At 27.9% G+C, this 20,322-nt stretch carries 18 protein-coding genes; 8 read left to right on the forward strand and 10 right to left on the reverse strand.

Going from position 1 to position 20,322, the window contains the following annotated elements; all coding sequences use genetic code 11:
- Nucleotides 1-64: 64 nt before the first annotated feature.
- The 3 genes from h2es_RS04105 to h2es_RS04115 all read right to left on the reverse strand — a co-directional run bounded on the left by h2es_RS04105 (nucleotide 65) and on the right by h2es_RS04115 (nucleotide 2,631).
- The gene (locus h2es_RS04105) at nucleotides 65-1,264 is read right to left on the reverse strand and encodes an outer membrane protein (protein WP_154511659.1); all 1,200 of its coding nucleotides are present in this window, start codon (nucleotides 1,262-1,264) and stop codon (nucleotides 65-67) included.
- Nucleotides 1,258-1,794, reverse strand: coding sequence for a hypothetical protein (locus tag h2es_RS04110; protein ID WP_154511661.1), 537 nt, complete (start codon nucleotides 1,792-1,794; stop codon nucleotides 1,258-1,260). Before h2es_RS04110 ends, h2es_RS04105 begins: the two co-directional genes overlap by 7 nt.
- Before the next feature lie 123 nt (nucleotides 1,795-1,917).
- A complete protein-coding gene (locus h2es_RS04115; protein WP_154511663.1) occupies nucleotides 1,918-2,631 on the reverse strand; it encodes a ribonuclease T2 family protein in 714 nt (237 codons plus the stop codon).
- Between the two features lie 85 nt (nucleotides 2,632-2,716).
- Between h2es_RS04115 and h2es_RS04120 the strand changes: the two genes are divergently transcribed.
- The 3 genes from h2es_RS04120 to hemJ are packed head-to-tail and all read left to right on the forward strand — an operon-like array spanning nucleotide 2,717 to nucleotide 5,876.
- Nucleotides 2,717-4,099 (forward strand): sodium/proline symporter, encoded by a 1,383-nt coding sequence (locus h2es_RS04120; protein WP_154511665.1) that lies wholly within the window; start codon nucleotides 2,717-2,719, stop codon nucleotides 4,097-4,099.
- Between the two features lie 50 nt (nucleotides 4,100-4,149).
- Nucleotides 4,150-5,397, forward strand: a complete 1,248-nt coding sequence (locus tag h2es_RS04125) for an MFS transporter (protein WP_154511667.1) — start codon at nucleotides 4,150-4,152, stop codon at nucleotides 5,395-5,397.
- Nucleotides 5,398-5,444: 47 nt separating this feature from the next.
- Nucleotides 5,445-5,876: a protoporphyrinogen oxidase HemJ gene (gene hemJ / locus h2es_RS04130; RefSeq protein ID WP_326845009.1), complete on the forward strand. Its 432-nt coding sequence runs from the start codon at nucleotides 5,445-5,447 to the stop codon at nucleotides 5,874-5,876.
- Between the two features lie 318 nt (nucleotides 5,877-6,194).
- Here hemJ and h2es_RS04135 read toward each other — a convergent pair whose 3' ends face one another.
- The 7 genes from h2es_RS04135 to h2es_RS04165 form a co-directional block, all read right to left on the reverse strand.
- Nucleotides 6,195-7,034: a hypothetical protein gene (locus h2es_RS04135; protein WP_154511671.1), complete on the reverse strand. Its 840-nt coding sequence runs from the start codon at nucleotides 7,032-7,034 to the stop codon at nucleotides 6,195-6,197.
- A gap of 552 nt (nucleotides 7,035-7,586) precedes the next feature.
- Nucleotides 7,587-7,982, reverse strand: a complete 396-nt coding sequence (rplS, locus tag h2es_RS04140; protein ID WP_154511674.1) for a 50S ribosomal protein L19 — start codon at nucleotides 7,980-7,982, stop codon at nucleotides 7,587-7,589.
- The gene (gene trmD, locus h2es_RS04145) at nucleotides 7,979-8,692 is read right to left on the reverse strand and encodes a tRNA (guanosine(37)-N1)-methyltransferase TrmD (protein WP_154511676.1); all 714 of its coding nucleotides are present in this window, start codon (nucleotides 8,690-8,692) and stop codon (nucleotides 7,979-7,981) included. The genes rplS and trmD overlap by 4 nt, the downstream gene beginning before the upstream one ends.
- Before the next feature lie 48 nt (nucleotides 8,693-8,740).
- Nucleotides 8,741-9,127, reverse strand: a complete 387-nt coding sequence (rpsP, locus tag h2es_RS04150; RefSeq protein ID WP_126044952.1) for a 30S ribosomal protein S16 — start codon at nucleotides 9,125-9,127, stop codon at nucleotides 8,741-8,743.
- 75 nt (nucleotides 9,128-9,202) lie between these two features.
- Nucleotides 9,203-11,194: a ComEC/Rec2 family competence protein gene (locus tag h2es_RS04155; protein ID WP_195909972.1), complete on the reverse strand. Its 1,992-nt coding sequence runs from the start codon at nucleotides 11,192-11,194 to the stop codon at nucleotides 9,203-9,205.
- 292 nt (nucleotides 11,195-11,486) lie between these two features.
- Nucleotides 11,487-12,932: a cryptochrome/photolyase family protein gene (locus tag h2es_RS04160; RefSeq protein WP_154511921.1), complete on the reverse strand. Its 1,446-nt coding sequence runs from the start codon at nucleotides 12,930-12,932 to the stop codon at nucleotides 11,487-11,489.
- 179 nt (nucleotides 12,933-13,111) lie between these two features.
- Nucleotides 13,112-14,104, reverse strand: coding sequence for an NAD(P)/FAD-dependent oxidoreductase (locus tag h2es_RS04165; RefSeq protein WP_154511680.1), 993 nt, complete (start codon nucleotides 14,102-14,104; stop codon nucleotides 13,112-13,114).
- Nucleotides 14,105-14,348: 244 nt separating this feature from the next.
- Here h2es_RS04165 and h2es_RS04170 point away from each other — a divergent pair, with 244 nt between their 5' ends.
- The 5 genes from h2es_RS04170 (at nucleotide 14,349) to h2es_RS04190 (ending at nucleotide 20,291) form a co-directional block, all read left to right on the forward strand.
- On the forward strand, nucleotides 14,349-14,978 hold the full coding sequence (locus tag h2es_RS04170; RefSeq protein WP_154511682.1) for an SOUL family heme-binding protein: 630 nt from the start codon (nucleotides 14,349-14,351) through the stop codon (nucleotides 14,976-14,978).
- 13 nt (nucleotides 14,979-14,991) lie between these two features.
- Nucleotides 14,992-15,708 (forward strand): SDR family NAD(P)-dependent oxidoreductase, encoded by a 717-nt coding sequence (locus tag h2es_RS04175; RefSeq protein WP_154511684.1) that lies wholly within the window; start codon nucleotides 14,992-14,994, stop codon nucleotides 15,706-15,708.
- A complete protein-coding gene (locus h2es_RS04180) occupies nucleotides 15,709-17,223 on the forward strand; it encodes an FAD-binding domain-containing protein (RefSeq protein WP_154511686.1) in 1,515 nt (504 codons plus the stop codon). It abuts the gene before it with no gap.
- Entirely contained in the window at nucleotides 17,220-18,761 is a 1,542-nt protein-coding gene (locus tag h2es_RS04185; RefSeq protein WP_154511688.1) for a cryptochrome/photolyase family protein, read from the forward strand. The genes h2es_RS04180 and h2es_RS04185 overlap by 4 nt, the downstream gene beginning before the upstream one ends.
- A gap of 606 nt (nucleotides 18,762-19,367) precedes the next feature.
- On the forward strand, nucleotides 19,368-20,291 hold the full coding sequence (locus h2es_RS04190) for an ankyrin repeat domain-containing protein (RefSeq protein ID WP_154511690.1): 924 nt from the start codon (nucleotides 19,368-19,370) through the stop codon (nucleotides 20,289-20,291).
- Nucleotides 20,292-20,322 lie beyond the last annotated feature (31 nt).

Below are 20,322 nucleotides of genomic sequence, written 5' to 3' on the forward strand. Positions count from 1 at the left end.
ATGATTAGAAAATTTGTTATAAATTTCTAACTTCTTATCTGCAGTTCGGGTTAATTTATAGAAACTACTTTTTTGGTAACTTATAAATAATGCCTAAAGAAAGGTTATGCCCTTTGAGGGGCTCTCTTTTAACATTTGAAAAAGGACCATGAGCACCAGGCCATACATCATAGCTATCAAATCCTTTTACCTTACCATAATTTAAAAATCTATAGCCTAAATTTAACTCTGCATTATTATTAACTTTAAAAGATATTCCACTAGCTAAATTATAAGAAAAATTATTACTTGGTTTAGCACTATAGGTATCTTTTTGATTATTAAATGTTATTATACCATCCTCAGGAGATATTCTAGTATAACCAATTCCTCCACCTATATATATATCAAAGTACTTTGATATGCTTTTATACCTGTATAAATTTAACATTAATGTAGAAATATCTACTTTATGCTTATAATAAGTATTCTTAGCACCTTTTTGCTGCTTATAATCAAATTTCAAATTAGCTTTATTGTATAATAAATCAATCCTGTAATCATTGTTAATATACCAACCTATTCCAAAATTATAATTTTTCCCTGCATCATAACCTTTATTATCACAGTTATTATTCTTAACACAAAAATTATCTTTATATACTTTTGGCTGTGATTTTAAAATTCCAACATCAACTCTTAAATATATTTGGCCTTTAAGTTTATTTTTTCTTTTTTCATAATCTATGCCATCATTCAAATACTTTATCTCTTTATTAATTGCATTATCTTTCGAAGTATCGTTTGGCTTATCAATCTTCTTTGTTACTAATTCAACCTTGTTATTATTTCTGCTATTGTCATGCTTTATACTCTGAATATCCTTTGAATTACTTTCTGACTTATCAATTTTCTTTGTTACTAATTCAACTTTGTTATCATTTTCGCTATAATCATGCTTTATAACTTTACTCAAATATTCCAATTCTTTATTAATTGCATTATCTTTCGAAGTATCGTTTGGCTTATCAATCTTCTTTGTTACTAATTCAATTTTGTTGCTATTTTTGCTATAGTCATATTTTATACCTTTGCTCAAATATTCTAATTCTTTGCTTATTGCATCTTTTGATTTATGCTCTTTATTTTGAATTTTTTCATCATTACTTTTAGCATGTGAATTAAAAAATAAAGTGTTAAATAATAGAAAAATAAAAAAACTTACCACTAAGTTATCTCTTAAATTTAATTGAAATTTCTTCATAATTTTTTTACATTTTAACATTCATCTGGATCTCGAGTACATAATATTGCATCGTTTATTTCAGAATTTGTATGTTCTTTTCCATCATTTAAAGTAATATAAGCTTTTTGAATTTTTTCCCTCTTACTGTGATCCGGAAAACTATATAAACGTTCATTAATTAACATTTGCTGCTCAATGTTAAAATTACTCTTTGTAAAATCTTCACAATTATTAGTGAGTAGACTTTCTACATCATTATTAATACCTCCATTGTATTTATATACCTTTGGTAATAAAAAACAAATTTCATCTTTTTTTGCGTTATATTCAAATGGATATTCATCATTTTTTTTTCGCTCTTCTCCCTTTGCTTTTGACCTCTCTTCAGCCTCTTTATTTGCTTGTTTTTGTGCATCATCCATACCACGAAAAACTTCCTCAGCAATTTCTTTCTTACCTAGATTCTTATCTGGATGCACTAGCCTTTGAAAAGATTTCAAGCCATTTTCAGAACTGGGATTATAGAATATTATTTGGTTACCATATATTTTATTAACTTGTATTGCCATTACAGCTTAAAACCTCTCTATTATTATTTACTATATTAAAAATAAACATGTATATTGCCATTTTTAAAATTACTTGTCAAAAGACTAGCCTAAAGTTAATTTAATCGATATAACAATTAAATACTATTTAATATATATCTTTAAGTTGCTATTACAACTAGTTCTATAATATTTAGTGCTAATTTGCTTCAAATTCTTATCTAAAAAATAATGTACTTGATCTAAATATTGATTTTCACCTATATTTCTACAAAATAAATTTACTTTATTTTTTCCACCAAATATTTTTAGCAATTCAGTATATTTAAAACTTTTTCCAATTTTATTTTGAATTAACTTTGATGTTTTATACTGATTTTGCAAATACAAAATATTTTCAAAATATTCTGACTGGTTATAATTACTGCATGTACCATGTTTTTTCCATTCATGTTTTATCAAGTTAGGTGGCATTATCATCTTTATCTCATTAAATATTTTTTCATTAATTTTTTTTGAATCAAAATTACAATCTTCAATAGATTCACAACCTTTGCTATATTCACAATTATATGGCTGTTTTGATACAGAATAAACTTTATTTTTACTTGGCCATAAACCATGTGGAGATAAGTTTTTTTGCATAAATAATGTCAAATTTACACATTCATCTTTTGGTCCCCCAAAGCAAAATGAAGGATACCAACTTTGTGCAAATATATAGTAATCAAAATCTCCAGATTTATGTTTATTTTTTGAAAAACAAACCTCAGGCACCCAAAAAATTTGCATCAAAAATAAAAACGCTATAATTGAAAATCTTATTAATTTTAAATTTTTATTTAATATGTAACCCATGATCTAATTTATTGTATTGTTTTATCTTCTTCACTCTAGTATAACTTCTGTTAGATTTTTTCGTAAGTGCTATAAATAAATTACAATGAAGCTTCTCGTTATACTTCTATATTTTATTATAATAATTTTAATTGGTGTTTTTACAACTAAAAAAGTAAAAACATCTAAAGACTTTGCTTTAGGTGGAAGAAAATTAAATCCTATATCTACTGCTCTTGGAGCAGGTGCAGCCGACATGAGTGGGTGGATTATGATGGCACTTCCAGGAGCTGTATTATTAAATGGAATTCAAGAAATTTGGCTGCCAATAGGATTATCCATAGGGGCATATTTGAATTGGCAATTTATAGCAAGAAGAATAAGGGTAAACACTAAAAAATATGGCGATTCAATCACTATATCTAGTTATTTGTCAAATAGATTTAATGATAATTCTAGAATATTAAAAATAACTGTATCTATTATTACAACGATTTTTTTTATTATTTACATAGCATCAGCTCTTGTTGCACTATCTTTCTTAATTGAAACCTATACTAAATTTAATTACTTATATTGTTTAATTTTCAGCTCTGCATTTGTACTGCTTTATACATCATTAGGAGGACTTAATACTATTAATAAAATTGATGTTATACAAGGAACACTAATGTTATTTTCATTATTATTAGTACCTATCACAATCATATTTAACTATGATTTCAACAACATTAATAATATTAATTTAAATATTACAAATCCATTCTCAAATCTTAATTATATTTCTATAATATCATTATTAAGCTGGGGTCTTGGCTATTTTGGCCAACCTCATATATTAGTAAGATTCATGGCTATAGATAAGTCAAAAACACTAAATATCTCTAAAAATATTTGTATGAGTTGGATGATTTTATCACTAATTGGATCTTTTTTTATTGGTTTATTTGGAAGATTATTATTTACTGATATAAATAATATTAACCCTGAAACAATATTTTTATTATCCGCAGATGCGTTATTTCCAAATTGGTTATCAGGAGTGATTTTAGCTGCAGTAATATCAGCAATAATGAGCACAATATCTGCCCAACTTCATGCTACATCTTGCTCATTAACAGAAAATTTCTCAATAAAAATATTAAATAAGTTAAATAAAGTATGGATAATAAGAATTATAATGTTTTTTATAATATTTATTTCTGCTACATATGCATCCAATCCTCAAAACACTGTACTTCAATTAGTATCTTTAGCTTGGGCAGGATTAGGAAGTGCATTTGGCCCAACAATTTTATTCTCATTATATTCCAAAAAGATGAATAAGTTAAGCGCCTTATGTGGAATTTTTTCTGGTGGATTTACTGTTATTTTTTGGCATATACTTAAGTCATATGGTGGTATCTTTAATTTATATGAAATCATACCAGGATTTGCAATTTCTTGCTTAACAATTTTTATCCTTAACCATTTTACTTGTAAAAATTAAATTTTATTATATTAGTATTGCTAACTAAAGGTATTAGAAAAATAGTATTTATGAAAATATCACATAAAATTGCTTTGACTTCCCTGCTTGGAAACTTAATAGAATATTTTGGTTTTACATTATTTGCTATATTTGCAAAACAAATTGGACAATCATTTTTTCCAAAGTTAGATTCATTTACACAATTGATTTCTGTATTCATAATTTTTGGAACAGGGTTTCTATCTAGACCAATTGGAGCGGTTTTTTTTGGTCACTTTGGTGATAAAATAGGTAGGAAAAAAAGTTTAAGCTACACAATACTTGGCATGTCAATTGTTACATTTTTGATAGCCATTACACCTGATTATGAATCAATAGGCATTTTAGCTCCAATTTTGTTACTATTTTTAAGGCTATCTCAAGGCTTCTTTGTTGGAGGAGAGGGTCCAGGTGCAGCTTTGTATATGCTTGAACATAGTAAAACTACAAATCATGGCTTCTCAGGCGGAATAATAATTGCATCTATAGTGTCTGGCTCTTTTTTAGCTGTTATTATAGGAATTTTAATTGATTCTCTCCAAATAAATAATTCTTTTAGTTGGAGAATACCATTTTTTATTTCCTCTATTTTAGGCTTAATTGGTTTATATTTAAGATTTTCTCTTCCAGAAACGCAAGATTTCATAAATGCTAAAAAAGAAGAGAAAATTTTAAAATTACCAATTGTAAAAGTTTTTCAAAACTATTGGAAAGAAATGATATTAATTGCATCTCTAGGAGGTATCACTACATCTTTATCATATATTATTATGGCATTTTTAACACCTTATTTAGAAAAACAACTCAACATAGAACACATAAAAGCTTTAAAATACTCATCTATTTCAATATTTTCTTTTATAATATCTTTAATGATTCTAGGTAAAGTGTCTAATAAATTTAATCCTAGAAAATTTATTATTTTCTTCTCTTATTTATCTATTTTATTAACTATTCCAGCTTTTATTGCCATAAATAGTGATAATAGTATGCTATTTATGTTAGGACTGTTGATATTTCCATTTTTAGGTGGAGGGCTTTGTGCACCAGCATATCCATATGCTATTAAAATTTTTAATACCGAAGTAAGATATAGTGGTGTAGGATTAAGTTATACAATCGGCATTGCTATCTTTGGTGGATTTTTACCAGTAATATGTTCATATTTAATAAAAACAACAGAGCTATACTACTCTCCAGCATTCTATATTATTTTTCTTGCACTAATTTATTTGTTTTTTGAAAAAATTATAGGATCTAGGACAAAGCTAAATTAAGCTTCTTAATATAAATTTTAAGTAATAATAATATGTTAAAAACTTTTATTTTAGAAAATTATTTATTTTTTAAAGCATTTCACATAATTTCAATTATTTCTTGGATGGCTGGACTATTATATCTTCCTAGAATTTTTGTTTACCATACAAAAGTCAAATATAAATCAGAATCTGATAAATTATTTAAAATTATGGAAAAAAAATTGTTGAAATTAATTATGTTACCAGCATTAATTTCAAGCCTATTAACTGGCATAATATTAATTTATATAATAGGAATGAAAGATAACGCTTGGCTGCACATAAAATTGCTTTTTGTTATTTGCTTAATTTACATACATCATCTAATGGCAAAATATGCAAAAAATTTTTCCATTAATCAAAATAAACATAGCGAAAAATTTTTCAGAATCTTCAATGAAATCCCAGCAATTATGATGGCAATAATTGTATTTTTAGTAATTTATCAAAACTTTTAACTATAAAGAGAACTTTTGGGCGGGTTACCTTTAAGCACAATGATATAGATAAAATTGTTAGGAAGAAAATATGAGAAGAGATGTACTTAAAGGAACCCCATAACTAATTATTGGATAGTATAAGATATTAAATAGTATGTCAATGCTGATAATTCAATATTTTAATAAAAATTATTTTATTTTTTGTAAAATTTTCAAAAAATATTGAAATAAAAACTATTTATAATTTATTTTACTTTTAGATGGTGTGTAAGAGCACTAAATACACTATAATTTTGCAGAAAATACTGATTATAGTGCATTTAATTATAATTATCTTTATTCGGTTAAATCAGAAAATCTTTCATTAAGAACAATATTATCTACTAATGTAAGTTCATCTGAGTCATTTTCCATATATACAGCAATTCCTGTTTCTTCAAATTTTCCAGCAATTATGATATATGTCACTCCATGAACTTTATGTAAATGTACATCTTCTGGAGCTAATTCTTTTTTAGTGCAAAATAAATAAACTTTGTCTTCGCTAGGATTAAAATTCCAAATAGTAGAGACTTTGCCGTCTGTAATTTTTGTACTGCACATACTGAAATATAAATGATCTTTTCCAGAACTTAAAATAAATGAATCTAACCCTCCTTTTCCAAAGATTTTAGACTTTGTATTTTCAGGAACAATGAATTTTTCATTTTTAGAAGTACCTTCAGTAAGTAGATGTGAAGCCATAACAGTAAGTTGTGAAAAATCTTTCGTTAAAGCCTCCATATGATGGTGATGATGATTATTATGATCATCATCATGTGATGTATGAGTAAAATAATTGTATAATGAGCTCCCTGCACCTAATATATTGATAGATAATAGTCCATAATTCACATATGGTAATCCACCTATATAATATGCTATAGAACTAACAGCACAAACTGACACCGATCCTTTCATATAACTATCATCAAAAAAATTATAAGCAATTTTAGTAGAAGCGAAAAGGTTAAATATATTTGCTACTGAAGACAACAACTGAGCCCCACCGTATAAATAAAACCCTACACCAATTGTAGAAACTGTTACAATACCTTTAATATTTGCAACTGCACCTGCACCAAAAAAACTAGATGTTACTGCTGCTGCAGTATATACACAATGTGGACAAACCATATTTAAATACCTTTCTTTATGTTAAAATTGTACTATAGCAAATTTGTCAAGCAACCTAGAGCAGTGTGTATAAAATCAATTAAATATAAAAAGAACTTAAAACAACCTGAGCTGCAGATAAGAATTGCTCTATAAAGAGCTAGAATGAGAATATACAGCAATATTTAGCACAGTTAGGAACAACGATATAGTCATTGCGAGTGCACAAAGTGCTCGTGGCAATCCAGTAAAGCATCAACAAATATAAATGCGATAATAGTTATGGATCACCACAGTCGAGCTAAAGCTCTCCCTCGTGATGACTATGGGAGGTAAGATACAATATCTCTCCTTTGTGATGACTGTAGGGTGATATGCATTCTTCTTTCGTGATGATTGTTGAGAGATACTCCTCTTCATGATTACAAGATTTGCTATAAATTTCTTATTTGTAGTTCGGATTAAGAATATATAGAACAAGTATTTTGCTAGAACTTTTACAGCTTTTTGTATTAAATATTATAAGTACTTGAATATATAACAATAATTATGAAGATACTTATTTTTATATATCTACTTACTGTGATTTTTCTTTTTTCCTTTAGTATAAGAAGTTCTTGCTTCTTTAATTCTTGCAGCCTTACCAACAAGCTCTCTCATATAATAAAGCTTAGCTCTTCTAACTTTACCTTTTCTCAATACTTCTATTTTTGCCACTAAAGGAGAATAAAGTGGAAATGTTTTTTCAAAACACATACCACAACTAATTTTTTTTACTTTAAAAGTAGAACCCAGCCCACTATTTGTTTTCGCAATGCATACACCTTCAAATATTTGCACTCGCTCATTGCTTTCATCTACAATTTTATTATGAATTTTTAATGTATCTCCAGGGTTAAAATCTGGCACTTCCTTACCTTTTTTTAGAACCGATAATTGCTTTTCTATATATTTGTCAGCTAAATTCATTTTTTTTCTCCATTTAAATATTTATTCCATAAATCTGGTCTATTATTTTTAGTAGCCTCTTTAGCCTGATTTAATCTCCATTCATTTATTTTTTTATGATTTCCTGAAGTTAGAACTTTAGGAACTTCATTAGATTTCCACAATAAAGGCTTAGTATAATGTGGATATTCTAAAAGGTTTTCATAATCACCTTCTGCGAAGCTTTCTTCTGTGAGGGACTCCTTATTACCAATATGCCCCTGTACAAACCTTAAACAACTGTCTATCAGCACAAATGAGGCTATGTCTCCAGAAGATAGAACATAATCACCTATGCTAACTTCAGATATTTTATACTCTTTTATAACTCTTTCGTCAATACCCTCAAAGCGACCACATAAAATATTTATTCCCTTATAAGAGTTTACAAAAGACTTTGCCATTGATTGGTTAAATAAATTACCCTTGGGCGTAAGATAGATTATAGGATAATTATTTTGTAGAAAAAAATCTTCAATAGCCTTACCCAATACATCAGGCCTTAGAAGCATACCACCACCTCCTCCATAAGGTGGGCTATCAACTATTTTATGTTTATCTTTAGCATAATCCCTTATATTTTTTACTTCTAGGTTCCATATATTAGAATACATAGATCTTCCAGAAATTGAATATGCTAAGGGTCCAGGATACATTTCTGGAAATAGTGTAAGAATATTAACTTTCCACATTAAAATTAAAATAAAAACAAATTTATATTAATTATAATACAATTTATCTTAAGATTTCTTTGATTCTTCAGATACTTTATTTTGTTTCGTTTCAACAGTTTTTGAAGTTTCATTAATTGCACTGTCCTGAGATTGTTTTTTAACAGAAACTTTTTTAACCACTCTTTTAACAGGTGACTTAGTTTTTATTAATTTTGCCTTTTCAAGAAATTTTTCAACTCTATCAGTTGGCTGTGCACCAACAGAAACCCAATGCTTAATTCTATCTTGAATTAAAACAACCCTATTTTCATCTTCTTTAGCTAACATTGGATTATATACACCTACTTTTTCCAAAAATTTCCCATCTCTTGGAGAATCAGCATTAGCCACAACTATTTTATAATATGGCCTTTTTTTTGCTCCAGCCCTTGCTAATCTAATTTTTACCGTCATAAAAATAAAAAAATTATACCAATATAGTGTGTATACACAAAAAAACTATTGATGTAAAGATAATAGAAAAAATAATTAATTAAAGAAGTCTTTATTCCAAGGTTTTTTTATAACATGATCTTTTTCAGTAATTGTCTTGTAATTATCTTTTACTTTATATATTAAATGCGTTCCATCTGAATCAAAATTAGCTTTATTTAAATTCAACATCACATCACTACATTCATAATACAGATTTCTAAAATTTACTATTACTTTAATATCTATTTCATTACATATATCTATAAATTTTTTGTTATATTTTTCTTCAAATAAAATTAACAATTTTTGATCTGGAATATAACAATAATCTTGATTACAAATTTCTCCTAAATATTTTTTACTTACTGTTTTAATGTTCAATTCTTTTTGCCAAACTTTCTTTGAGTATCTTTCTCTAAAACCTCTAATCAAATATAGTTGATTATCTTGTAAATCTTTTACAGCAATTAGCTTAGTATTTTTACTTATAACTATATCTGGCAATTTAAAATTAATTATATTAATTATCAAAGCAATAAAACAAAATATAGCAATGTACTTGAATTTTGTTTTTATAAGCATTAAAATCAAACACCCTGCTATAAACCATAAAAGGCTGTATGCATCAATAGTATAAATATTTACAATTGCACTAGGAAAAGAAGAAATTGTGCTTGAAATATACAATAGCACCTCAATTCCTTTATCCATTAGGTAATATCCAATAAACTCTAATTTTATAGGAATTAACAATATAGCAAGCATCCCAAAAGGCATTATTATAAACTCAGTAATTGGTATTGCTAATAAATTTGTGAGCAAGCTATATGTAGAAAAATTTTTAAAATGAAACATTATAAATATACTTGTTGCAAGAGTAGCAAAAATACTAGCTAAAACAATTGAGAAAAAATAAATACTAATTTTCTTTAATACAGAAGTATTCTTATTAAAGCTTATTAAATATTTTGTTTTTAACAATTCAAAACCGTAAATAAGTGAAAAACATGCTGAAAATGACATCTGCAAACTTGCACTTAGTAGTGCTTCAGGAGTAAATAAAAGAATCACAATAGCTGCTATACTAATAGTCCTAAGAGGACTTGTATCTCTATCAATTAAAATGCCAATAAGAAACAACGTCGTCATGGCGAAAGCTCTTTGAGCTGAAATAGGTGCATTTGCCAAAATCAAATAACAATAGCACAGACAAATTGTAATAATTGATGCTATTTTTTTGTTATTGATCTTTATAAATTGTAAATTTATCTTTGAAAAAAGAAAGTTACTAATAAAAAATATTATCCCCCCAACTAAACCAACATGCATTCCAGAAATAGCTAATAAATGCGCTATCCCTGAGATTCTAATATTTTCATACGTATTTGTATCAATTTTTTTTGTATCTCCAAGAAATAAAGCTGCAGCAATTGCTGCATTATTCTCATGCATATTATTATAAAAACTTTCGAATATTTTTTGCTTAATTTGATCAATTTTGGAATAGCTTTTAATATCAGCTTGTTTAATAATTTTTACATTACCTATTGCATAGCCAATTGCTTCAATTCTACTGAAAAAAGCATGCCTTGAGTAATCAAAACCACCAGGTATCACTGCACCAGGAGGTGGCATTAATACAACATTCGCCATAACCTTATCTTTCTTTTTTATGTCTTCAAGCCTAGTTCTAACTACTATTTTAATTTTATTAATATTTTTTAATTCTTGAAAATTTAAAAAGTTCACGTCACTTAAAAGCAATTTTTTTTCTCTAACTCTTATCTCAATTTCATCCACATCTGCAATAATTCTACTTTGTATCTTACGATCTAAACTTGTTTTACTAATATTTTCTACCCTAAAATCAGTTACAATATGCCCTAACAAAAAAAATAAAACTAATAGTAATAAAAACTTTAACCACTTTAAACTATGAAAATAACTTTGAATAAATAACAAAGCTAATGAACATAATACTCCTAAAGTAATTATTAAATGCGTATTTATATGGCAATCTGTATAGAAATATGAAATTATTCCCATAGACATTACTACAGGTATAAAACCTAGAGAATGAATTTTATCGTAAAAAATAATAACCTAACAAACCTTATCAATTGACATTTACTATAATGATAAAGCATAAAATTTCTATTGAAAATTTAAGAATGTATTAATTTAATATCGCTAATCAAAACTATATTTAATCATCTCTTTATAACAGATTTTTTGCTTTTTATAGAATAATTTTTCTATAATTATAGTTAGAGTGATAAAACTTAAACATAGATATAATAATGTGTCATATAGAGTAATATTCAATAATTTGATCTCATTAATAATGGCCAAGATATTTATTTCGTTTTAACTTTATATTATCATAAGCTGCTAAAGCCAGATTCCTTGATTCTTGTAAATCTACTATAGGGTAAGGATAATGTGTACCCAATGTCACGCCTGCATCTTTTAAGATATTTTCAGGAGCTTGCCAAGGAGAAAATAAATATTTATCAGGTAATTTTTTCAGCTCAGGAAGATATTTTTTTGTATATAAACCTTGTGCATCAAATTTTACACCTTGTGTAATTGGGTTAAAAATTCTAAAGTAAGGAGCCGCATCAGCACCACATCCAGCAATCCATTGCCAGCTGGCACTATTACTGGCTAAATCAGCGTCTACTAAGCAATCCCAAAACCATTTGGCTCCGTAGTGCCAATGAATAAGTAAATTTTTCACTAAAAAAGAACCAACAATCATCCTCACTCTATTATGGATATATCCTTCTGCCCATAGTTGTCTCATACCAGCATCTACTATCGGATATCCTGTTAACCCTTTTTGCCATGCCAATAAGTATTTTTTATTTTCTTGCCAAGGAAATAAATCAAATTTCTCTTGCGAATTTTTTTCAGTAATGAAAGGGAAATAATATAATAAATAATAAGAGAATTCCCTCCATCCAAGCTCACTTAAAAAATGAGAAGTGTTATGATTTGCATCTAAATTACTAACTTTCTGCCATATATAAAATGGAGATATCTCTCCCCAGTGCAAATGCGGTGAAAGCAAAGAGACAGAGCTTTTATTTGGGTAATTCCTACCATCCTTATAATCCTTTAATCCATTTTCTACAAACATATTGAATTTACTTAATGAGTTTTCCTCTCCAATATTCCAACAATTTTCTAATTTTTTATCCCATTTATATCTTGGTAACAAATTTAAAATTTTAATATCCTTATTTTCTTGTAGAAATATTATATTGTTAGTAGATTTTGGTTTTGGGAATGGCGCTCTTGGAATATCTCCAGACATTAAACAACCTTTTTGATAAAATGGTGTAAAAACTTTATAAGGCGTTCCATCTCTTTTTAATATATTCCATGGTTCCCATAGTAATGAGGCATTAAATGTCTTAACTAAGATATTTTTATCTTTGCCTTTTTGTTCTATTGCTTTATCTCTTTTTATTTGCCAAGGTTCATAACATCTATTCCAATAAATAGCTTGAGCTTTATATTTTATTATTAAATTGAATAAAATATCATTGGGGTCACCTTGAAATAAATATAAATTACCATCTAAAGATTTTTGTAAAGATATTAATGAGTGGTATAGCCATAACTTACTAGCACTGCCAATTTGATATTGTCTAGAGTTGTGAGTATCAAATATAAAAACTGGTAAAACACATCCTTCTTCAAAAGCTGAATAAAGTGCTGGATTATCATGTAGTCTTAAATCCTGTCTAAACCAATGAATAATTAACTTATTTTTCATCATTATAATACTTAGTACTTATTTTTTTAAACCAAATGCATGATAAATAATAATTTATTTATGATCTTCATAGTAGCTTAGAAAATACATTACTGGTACTTATTATTCGATTTGTAGAGCTAAATATATTATTGAATAGATTTTGTTTAAATACATTATAGAATTTGCAGCAATACAAATTAAATATGAGTTGAGATATTATCAATTAAATTATTTGAGCTTAAGAATGCTGATTCAGCAGTTCCTTTAATAAACCAGTCTCCACAAATTCCAAGCCTATTTTTACTATCTATAATAGATTTAACTCCATTTTGTTTTTTAATATTTGCATACCTCCATTTATGCACATTCAAGTATTCTATATTTTTAATGAGTTGAAGAAAGATTTTTTGAATCTCTGTTAATAAAGTATTCTTTACATATTCTATATCTTTTTTAATATTTTCTTGCGCCCAGTCATTTGTTGATATAGCAACTATAGAATTATTGCGATTTCTTAAGGGTTTACTATCATTTATAGATATCCAACTCAAAATAGAGTTTTTGATAATTGCTGCATCCCATTCAATATCTAAAGAGTTTTTAGATCCAATCATTAATGAATAACAAGGCTGCATCTTATAGTCTCTTATTTGCTTTAAATAATCATAAAAATCAGTAATTAGAGGCATTAATTGTTCTGGTGGAATTGCAATTATAACCCAATCAAATATTCCTAAAGAAGATTGGTCATTAAAAACTTCCCATTTTGTGTTTAATTTAACTAATTTGGTAATTCTTGTATTTAATTTCACATCTATACCCTCTGAAAGATACCTACAAAAACTACTCATTTTAGGTACAGGAACATAGTGTTTATATTTATTATCCCATTTTTTAATTTTTGATACTTGATTATTGTTTATCTCAACAAAATTACCTTCCCATGACTTAATAATGCCTTTTTTTTCAAATTGATAAATAAAATCTTGGAAAATTTTAGTTTTAGCAGTAAAGAACTGTATACCATGATCAAATTGAAATCCATCTATTAATTTAGTAGACATCCTACCACCAAAGCCTCGTGACTTTTCAAAAACAGTTATATCTGCAATTTTACTTAATTGATAAGCGCAATTCATTCCAGCTATACCTGCACCTATTATAGCAATTTTACCCAAATTTCTCTTCATATTTCGATATAAATATTACTTAAAGTTTATTAATGATACAAATAGATTTACCATCACAATTATTGTTATGATAATCTTATTAATAAAATATTTTTTACTAATTATTTTTTATATATGTTAACATTTAAAACATATTAGCTTAACTCATCAATAATAAAAACATTTGATAATAACACCTTAAAATTGGCTTTATTATGCTACAATGGCAGTAATTGTATTTAAATAAAAACAAATTGTAAAATGTATGAATAAAAAATGGGCTATTACAATACTAATAATTTTGATTGTTACGATAGGATTTGCATCAGTAGGACTTTTTATGAGCAATGTTGAACAGCCTAAATACGAAGTTATTGAATCTCAAGGTAATATAGAGATAAGGCAATATCAACCAATGATTATAGCTGAAATTGCTATTGAAGATAACCGTAAAGAAGCTATTAAAAGTGGATTTAAAATATTGGCTGGCTATATTTTTGGCAATAATAAATCAAAAAAGAATGTTTCTATGACTGCACCAGTAAGACAACAAAGTAATGAGAAAATCTCTATGACTGCTCCGGTGAGTCAACAAAAAGTAGAAGGAGCCTGGAGAATAAGCTTTGTAATGCCTTCTCAATATAGCATTGATACAATTCCTGTTCCTAATAATGAAGGTATTAGTATAAAAAAGATCGATAGTAAAAAATATGCAGTTCTTAAATTTTCAGGCATGAATTCAAACCATAATATTCATTTTTATGAAAATAAGATTAAAAAGTATTTATCAGAAAATAAAATACAAGCTATATCATCTTCAATATATGCTTTTTACAATCCACCTTGGACTCTCCCTTTTCTAAGGCGTAATGAGATTATGATAGAGGTAAATTAAATTAATAATTATTATGAATAATGCTATAGTTATTGGAAGCTCTGGTGCTATTGGAAGTGCATTTATTAAGCAGTTACCAATCTCATTTAACAATATTTCTATATTTGGATTTTCTAGCAATAAAGCTTTAAAATCTTCACAAAGCATAACATATAATTACATAAATTATAAAAATGAAGATTCAATTGAAAAAGCTGCATTGATTGCATCAGAAAAATCACCAATTGACTTGGTAATTATTGCTACAGGTATATTACACTATGGTGAAATTATGCCTGAGAAATCATTGCGTGATTTATCTTTAGAGAAATTTCATCTTCTATTTGAAGTCAATACTATTTTACCTGCTCTTATAATGAAACAGTTCATTCCAAAATTAAACAGAAAAAGCAAATCCGTATTTGCAGTACTTTCAGCACGTGTTGGAAGTATTTCAGATAATAAACTTGGTGGTTGGTATTCATACCGCGCATCAAAATCAGCACTTAATATGATTATAAAGAATGCTGCTATTGAAACTAGCAGATATAATAAGCATGCTGTTATCATAGGATTACATCCAGGCACTGTTGATAGTCAACTATCTAAACCATTTCAATCTAATGTTCCTGAGAAAAAATTGTTTACACCTGATTATTCTGCAAAAAAGATGCTTGAGGTTTTAGAAAAACTAGCACCAAAAGATACTGGCAAATGCTTTGACTGGGACGGAAAAGAGGTTGCACCTTAAATGAACGTAGTATGGTTTAAAAGAGATTTGAGAATCAATGATCATGCTCCACTTATGATGGCAATTAAGCATGGTAAGATCATACCATTATACATATTAGAACCAAAATTGTGGCAACAACCTGATCTTAGTTTTAGACATTATAAATTTTTATCAGAATGTTTATTAGCGCTAAATGAAGAATTTCAGAAAATAGGACATAAATTAATCATAAAAGTTGGTGATGCCCTAAATATTTTTAATAAGATTCACAAAGAGCATTCTATAAAAACTCTGTATTCACACCAAGAGACTTGGAATGACTGGTCTTATAAGCGTAACAAAAGAGTAACAAAATGGTTAAAAGAAAATAATATAAAATGGGTTGAGTTTCCAAATAACGGAGTAGTACGTGATATAAAAAGTAGAGATAAATGGTCTCAAAATTGGTATAAAGAAATGACAAAAAGCATTATACCAGCTCCTAGCTATATGGAGAGTATAAATATATTATCAGATTTTCTACCATCTGCTGAAGATTTAAAGTTGAGTGATAACCAATACATGGCATCTCAGATAGGAGGTCGTAGCACTGCAATGAAACTTTTAAATAATTTTTTGTACGACAGAGGTGAGAAATATTACAAGGAGATGTCATCCCCCATAAGCGCAGTGAAAAGTTGTTCACGAATATCTCCTTATCTTGCATTTGGTGTATTATCTATGCGGGAGATTTTTCAATCAGTAAAAAAACGTATTTTAGAAATTAAACAGAAAGCAAGTGAATATCGTGGCAAATGGTTAATCTCACTTAGATCTTTTTCTTCTAGACTAAGATGGCATTGTCATTTTATCCAAAAACTAGAAGATCAACCAAATATTGAATTTACTAATATGAATTCTTACTATGATGGGTTAAGGGAGAATAGCTTTAATAACGAATATTATGAAGCGTGGAAAGTTGGCAAAACAGGCTACCCTATGATAGATGCCTGTATGCGCTCACTCATTACAACAGGATGGATTAATTTTAGAATGAGAGCTATGCTTATGAGCTTTGCAAGCTATCATTTATGGCTACATTGGCATAAAACTTCTTTATATCTTTCCAATCTTTTTTTAGACTATGAACCAGGAATTCATTACAGTCAGACTCAGATGCAATCTGGTACTACAGGTATAAATAGCATACGTATATATAACCCTATTAAACAAGGAGTTGACCATGATCCTAAAGGCATTTTTATAAAAAAATGGATTCCTGAATTATGTGATATGCCTGAAGAATATATTCATACCCCTTGGGAGCATACAAATAAAATAAAAAGCTATCCTCTACCTATTGTTAATGAAAAAGAAGTTCGTAAATATGCAATGCGTATGCTCTATAGTTTAAGAAGAGAGTCTGATCATAAAGAATTAAACAAACATATTTTAGAGAAGCATGGAAGTAGAAAACCAGGTATAAAAAAGATGAAAAAGAAGAAAGTAACTAGCAAATTAATAATTAATCAACAAAAGGAATTAATATTATGACTACTTTAAGAGTTATACTAAATGATCAACTTAGTGAAAATATTTCAAGCCTTGAAAATTGTAAGAAATCTCAGGATATTATTTTTATGTCAGAAGCAAAAGTGGAATATACTTATGTTAAATATCACAAAAAGAAAATAGTCTTTCTAATATCTGCAATGCGTCATTTTAAAGAACAATTATTAAGCAAAGGATATAATGTTATTTATACTGAAATCGATGATGAAAACAATACTGGGTCAATAAGCACAGAGGTAAAACGCATTGTTAAGGAAAATGGCAAAATTAGGAGAATAATTATAACTCACCCAGGCGAATATAGGGTGCTTCAATATGTTAATGAATGGGAAGAAAAATATGGATTACCAGTAATAGTCATGCCTGACGATCATTTTTTATCTAATAAAAATGAATTCAATCAATGGGCTAATGGACGCAAACAATTACGCATGGAATATTTTTACCGAGAAATGAGAAAGAAGTATTGTATTTTAATGGATGGTAATAATCCAGTCGGTGGTAAATGGAACTATGATTCTGAAAATAGAAAGTTGCCACAAGAAGGTTTGAGGATACCAAATACATATCAAAATAAGGTTGATCACATTACGAACAACGTTATTAATGTTGTAGACAAATTATTTTCTGATCATTTTGGAGATATAAATCCATTCTACTTTGCTGTAACTCGTAATCAAGCGCTTGAAGCTCTAAATAAATTTATCAACCAACGATTGAGATATTTTGGTGATTATCAGGATGCAATGATTGAAGGAGAACCTTGGATGTATCATTCACACATAAGCTTTTATATAAATTGCGGACTTTTATCACCTTTAGAATGTATAAAAGCAGCTGAAACTTCATATTACAAAAATCAAGCACCTCTTAATGCTGTAGAAGGCTTTATAAGACAAATCCTTGGTTGGCGCGAATATATTAGAGGGATTTACTGGTTAAAAATGCCTCAATATTCTAATCTCAATTTTCTTGATGCCCAGAAAAATTTGCCAGATTTTTACTGGACAGCTAATACTAAAATGAATTGTCTGCGACAATGCGTTTTAGAAACAAAAAAGAACGCTTATGCACATCATATACAGCGTCTTATGGTTTTAGGAAATTTTGCTTTAATTGCAGGCCTTAACCCTAAACAAGTAAACAAATGGTTTTTAATTGTATATGCAGATGCTTATGAATGGGTTGAACTTCCTAATGTTACCGGAATGATTCTTTTTGCAGATGGAGGATTTTTAGGCAGCAAACCATATGCTTCTGGTGGTAATTATATAAATAAAATGTCTAATTATTGTAATAGTTGTACTTACAAAGTAAATGAGAAAAATGGAAGTGATGCATATCCATTTAATTATCTATACTGGAATTTTTTAGTCATTAATAGAGAAAGGCTAGAAAATAATCCTAGAATTGCAATGATGTATAAATCATATGATAGAATGAGCAATGATAAAAAAGAATCTATTAAATATGATAGCAATCATCTTCTAAACTCAATAAAAAATAATAAAACTTTATAAAAATAGAAATAAAAAAGATATAACACTAAATAGTTGAACAGGAATTTAAAGATAAATTCTGATTCTCATGCTGACTTAAAAGCTAAATAATTAATATATTTTTTATTACTTTCAAAACATCATATTTTCTAACTGCATTCTTTTTTAACCCGAACTGCAGATAAGAAATAAGAAATTTATAGTAAATCTTATAATCATGAAGGGGAGTATCTTTCAATAGTCATCACGAAGGAAGAATGCATACCATCCTACAGTCATCACGAAGGAGAGCTTTTGCTCGACTGTGGTGATCCAGGAATGTTTCTCCATTTGTATATGTTGCTATTTTTATGGATTGCCACTAGCACTTTGTGCCCTCGCAATGACTATATAGTTGTTCCTAACTGTATTAAACATTACTGTATTGTTACTTTCTATCTCTTTATAGAGCAATTCTTATCTGCAGCTCAGGTTTTTTTATTTGTAAAATACTATTTTAAATATAGTCTATATACAATATTTAAGTGGGTTCTATATGTATGATTTTGAAATTAAACGTGAAGCTCTTTTAAAAAATTTAAAAAAAATAGCAAACCAGAAGTAGTAATTGACTCCTGCTATGAATATATGAAGGCTGTAACATCCCATCTAACAGAGATGGGCCAGCAAACTAGTGCTGATAAAGTTGTACCATTTGTTGATAAAGATATTGCAAGCAAATTAGATGCTAAGATGCTACAAAAAATAGAAGTGGTCTCTTTAACAATTGACATGATTGGAGAAAAAGCATTGTATTTTGCATTGTTGGCACAAATTCAACATGTTACATCACAAAGCATAAAAAGAGTTGAATCTGAAATGCAAGCTTTTAAGGATGAAGGATTAGATCCAATAGCTGCAATATCTAACAAAGAAGATGGACCAGAACTTTTAAAGTACTTTTTGCAGCAAGAAGGAATAAAATTATTTGATGAACATGCTAAAAGTGCTGATCAATACTCATTATTAGAGAAATTTTTTGAGTTTATGTATAAAATAATTGGATCAGAATATAAAACATATGATATAAACTCATTAGACCAAAGAGGAAATGGAGTATTACATAGCTTATATGCATCTTCAGAAATGATTGAAACAGTAGTTAATGAATTCAATGCAGATATTAATCTTCAAAATATTAATGGTGAAACAACCATCATGAAAGCAATAGAGCATGGCGTCGAAGACTCTGTTAAATATCTACTTGATCAAGGAGCTAACCTAACTATACAAGATAATAAAGGTGAAAACATAATGCATAAATTAGCTAAACAATTTAATGAAAGTGATAAGGAATGGCAATTTGAAATAGTAGAGTCTATTAAAAAAACTGGAAAATTAGAAGAATTGTTAGCACAACGAGATAAAAGTGGTAAAACTCCACTTGATCATGCACGTGAAAATGGAAATTCTAAAGAATTGATTGAAAATATTACAAAATTAAGCAAAGTCTTGGGTATTCATACTCAAAATGCTTTAAATAATAAATCTTCTAGCATACAAAGGGCTTAATTAAAAAGTTAAAGCTAACACTTAAAAAATA

The organism is Rickettsiales endosymbiont of Trichoplax sp. H2, from assembly GCF_009690945.1.
Classification (GTDB): domain Bacteria; phylum Pseudomonadota; class Alphaproteobacteria; order Rickettsiales; family Midichloriaceae; genus Aquirickettsia; species Aquirickettsia rohweri.

Excerpts from the sequence above, each read along its gene's own strand:
- h2es_RS04105 (WP_154511659.1), bottom strand. The coding sequence starts at position 1,264 with ATGTTAAAATGTAAAAAAATTATGAAGAAATTTCAATTAAATTTAAGA.
- h2es_RS04110 (WP_154511661.1), bottom strand. The coding sequence starts at position 1,794 with ATGGCAATACAAGTTAATAAAATATATGGTAACCAAATAATATTCTAT.
- h2es_RS04115 (WP_154511663.1), bottom strand. The coding sequence starts at position 2,631 with ATGGGTTACATATTAAATAAAAATTTAAAATTAATAAGATTTTCAATT.
- h2es_RS04120 (WP_154511665.1), top strand. The coding sequence starts at position 2,717 with ATGAAGCTTCTCGTTATACTTCTATATTTTATTATAATAATTTTAATT.
- h2es_RS04125 (WP_154511667.1), top strand. The coding sequence starts at position 4,150 with ATGAAAATATCACATAAAATTGCTTTGACTTCCCTGCTTGGAAACTTA.
- h2es_RS04135 (WP_154511671.1), bottom strand. The coding sequence starts at position 7,034 with ATGGTTTGTCCACATTGTGTATATACTGCAGCAGCAGTAACATCTAGT.
- rplS (WP_154511674.1), bottom strand. The coding sequence starts at position 7,982 with ATGAATTTAGCTGACAAATATATAGAAAAGCAATTATCGGTTCTAAAA.
- trmD (WP_154511676.1), bottom strand. The coding sequence starts at position 8,692 with ATGTGGAAAGTTAATATTCTTACACTATTTCCAGAAATGTATCCTGGA.
- rpsP (WP_126044952.1), bottom strand. The coding sequence starts at position 9,127 with ATGACGGTAAAAATTAGATTAGCAAGGGCTGGAGCAAAAAAAAGGCCA.
- h2es_RS04155 (WP_195909972.1), bottom strand. The coding sequence starts at position 11,194 with ATGGGAATAATTTCATATTTCTATACAGATTGCCATATAAATACGCAT.
- h2es_RS04160 (WP_154511921.1), bottom strand. The coding sequence starts at position 12,932 with ATGAAAAATAAGTTAATTATTCATTGGTTTAGACAGGATTTAAGACTA.
- h2es_RS04165 (WP_154511680.1), bottom strand. The coding sequence starts at position 14,104 with ATGAAGAGAAATTTGGGTAAAATTGCTATAATAGGTGCAGGTATAGCT.
- h2es_RS04170 (WP_154511682.1), top strand. The coding sequence starts at position 14,349 with ATGAATAAAAAATGGGCTATTACAATACTAATAATTTTGATTGTTACG.
- h2es_RS04175 (WP_154511684.1), top strand. The coding sequence starts at position 14,992 with ATGAATAATGCTATAGTTATTGGAAGCTCTGGTGCTATTGGAAGTGCA.
- h2es_RS04180 (WP_154511686.1), top strand. The coding sequence starts at position 15,709 with ATGAACGTAGTATGGTTTAAAAGAGATTTGAGAATCAATGATCATGCT.
- h2es_RS04185 (WP_154511688.1), top strand. The coding sequence starts at position 17,220 with ATGACTACTTTAAGAGTTATACTAAATGATCAACTTAGTGAAAATATT.
- h2es_RS04190 (WP_154511690.1), top strand. The coding sequence starts at position 19,368 with ATGAAGGCTGTAACATCCCATCTAACAGAGATGGGCCAGCAAACTAGT.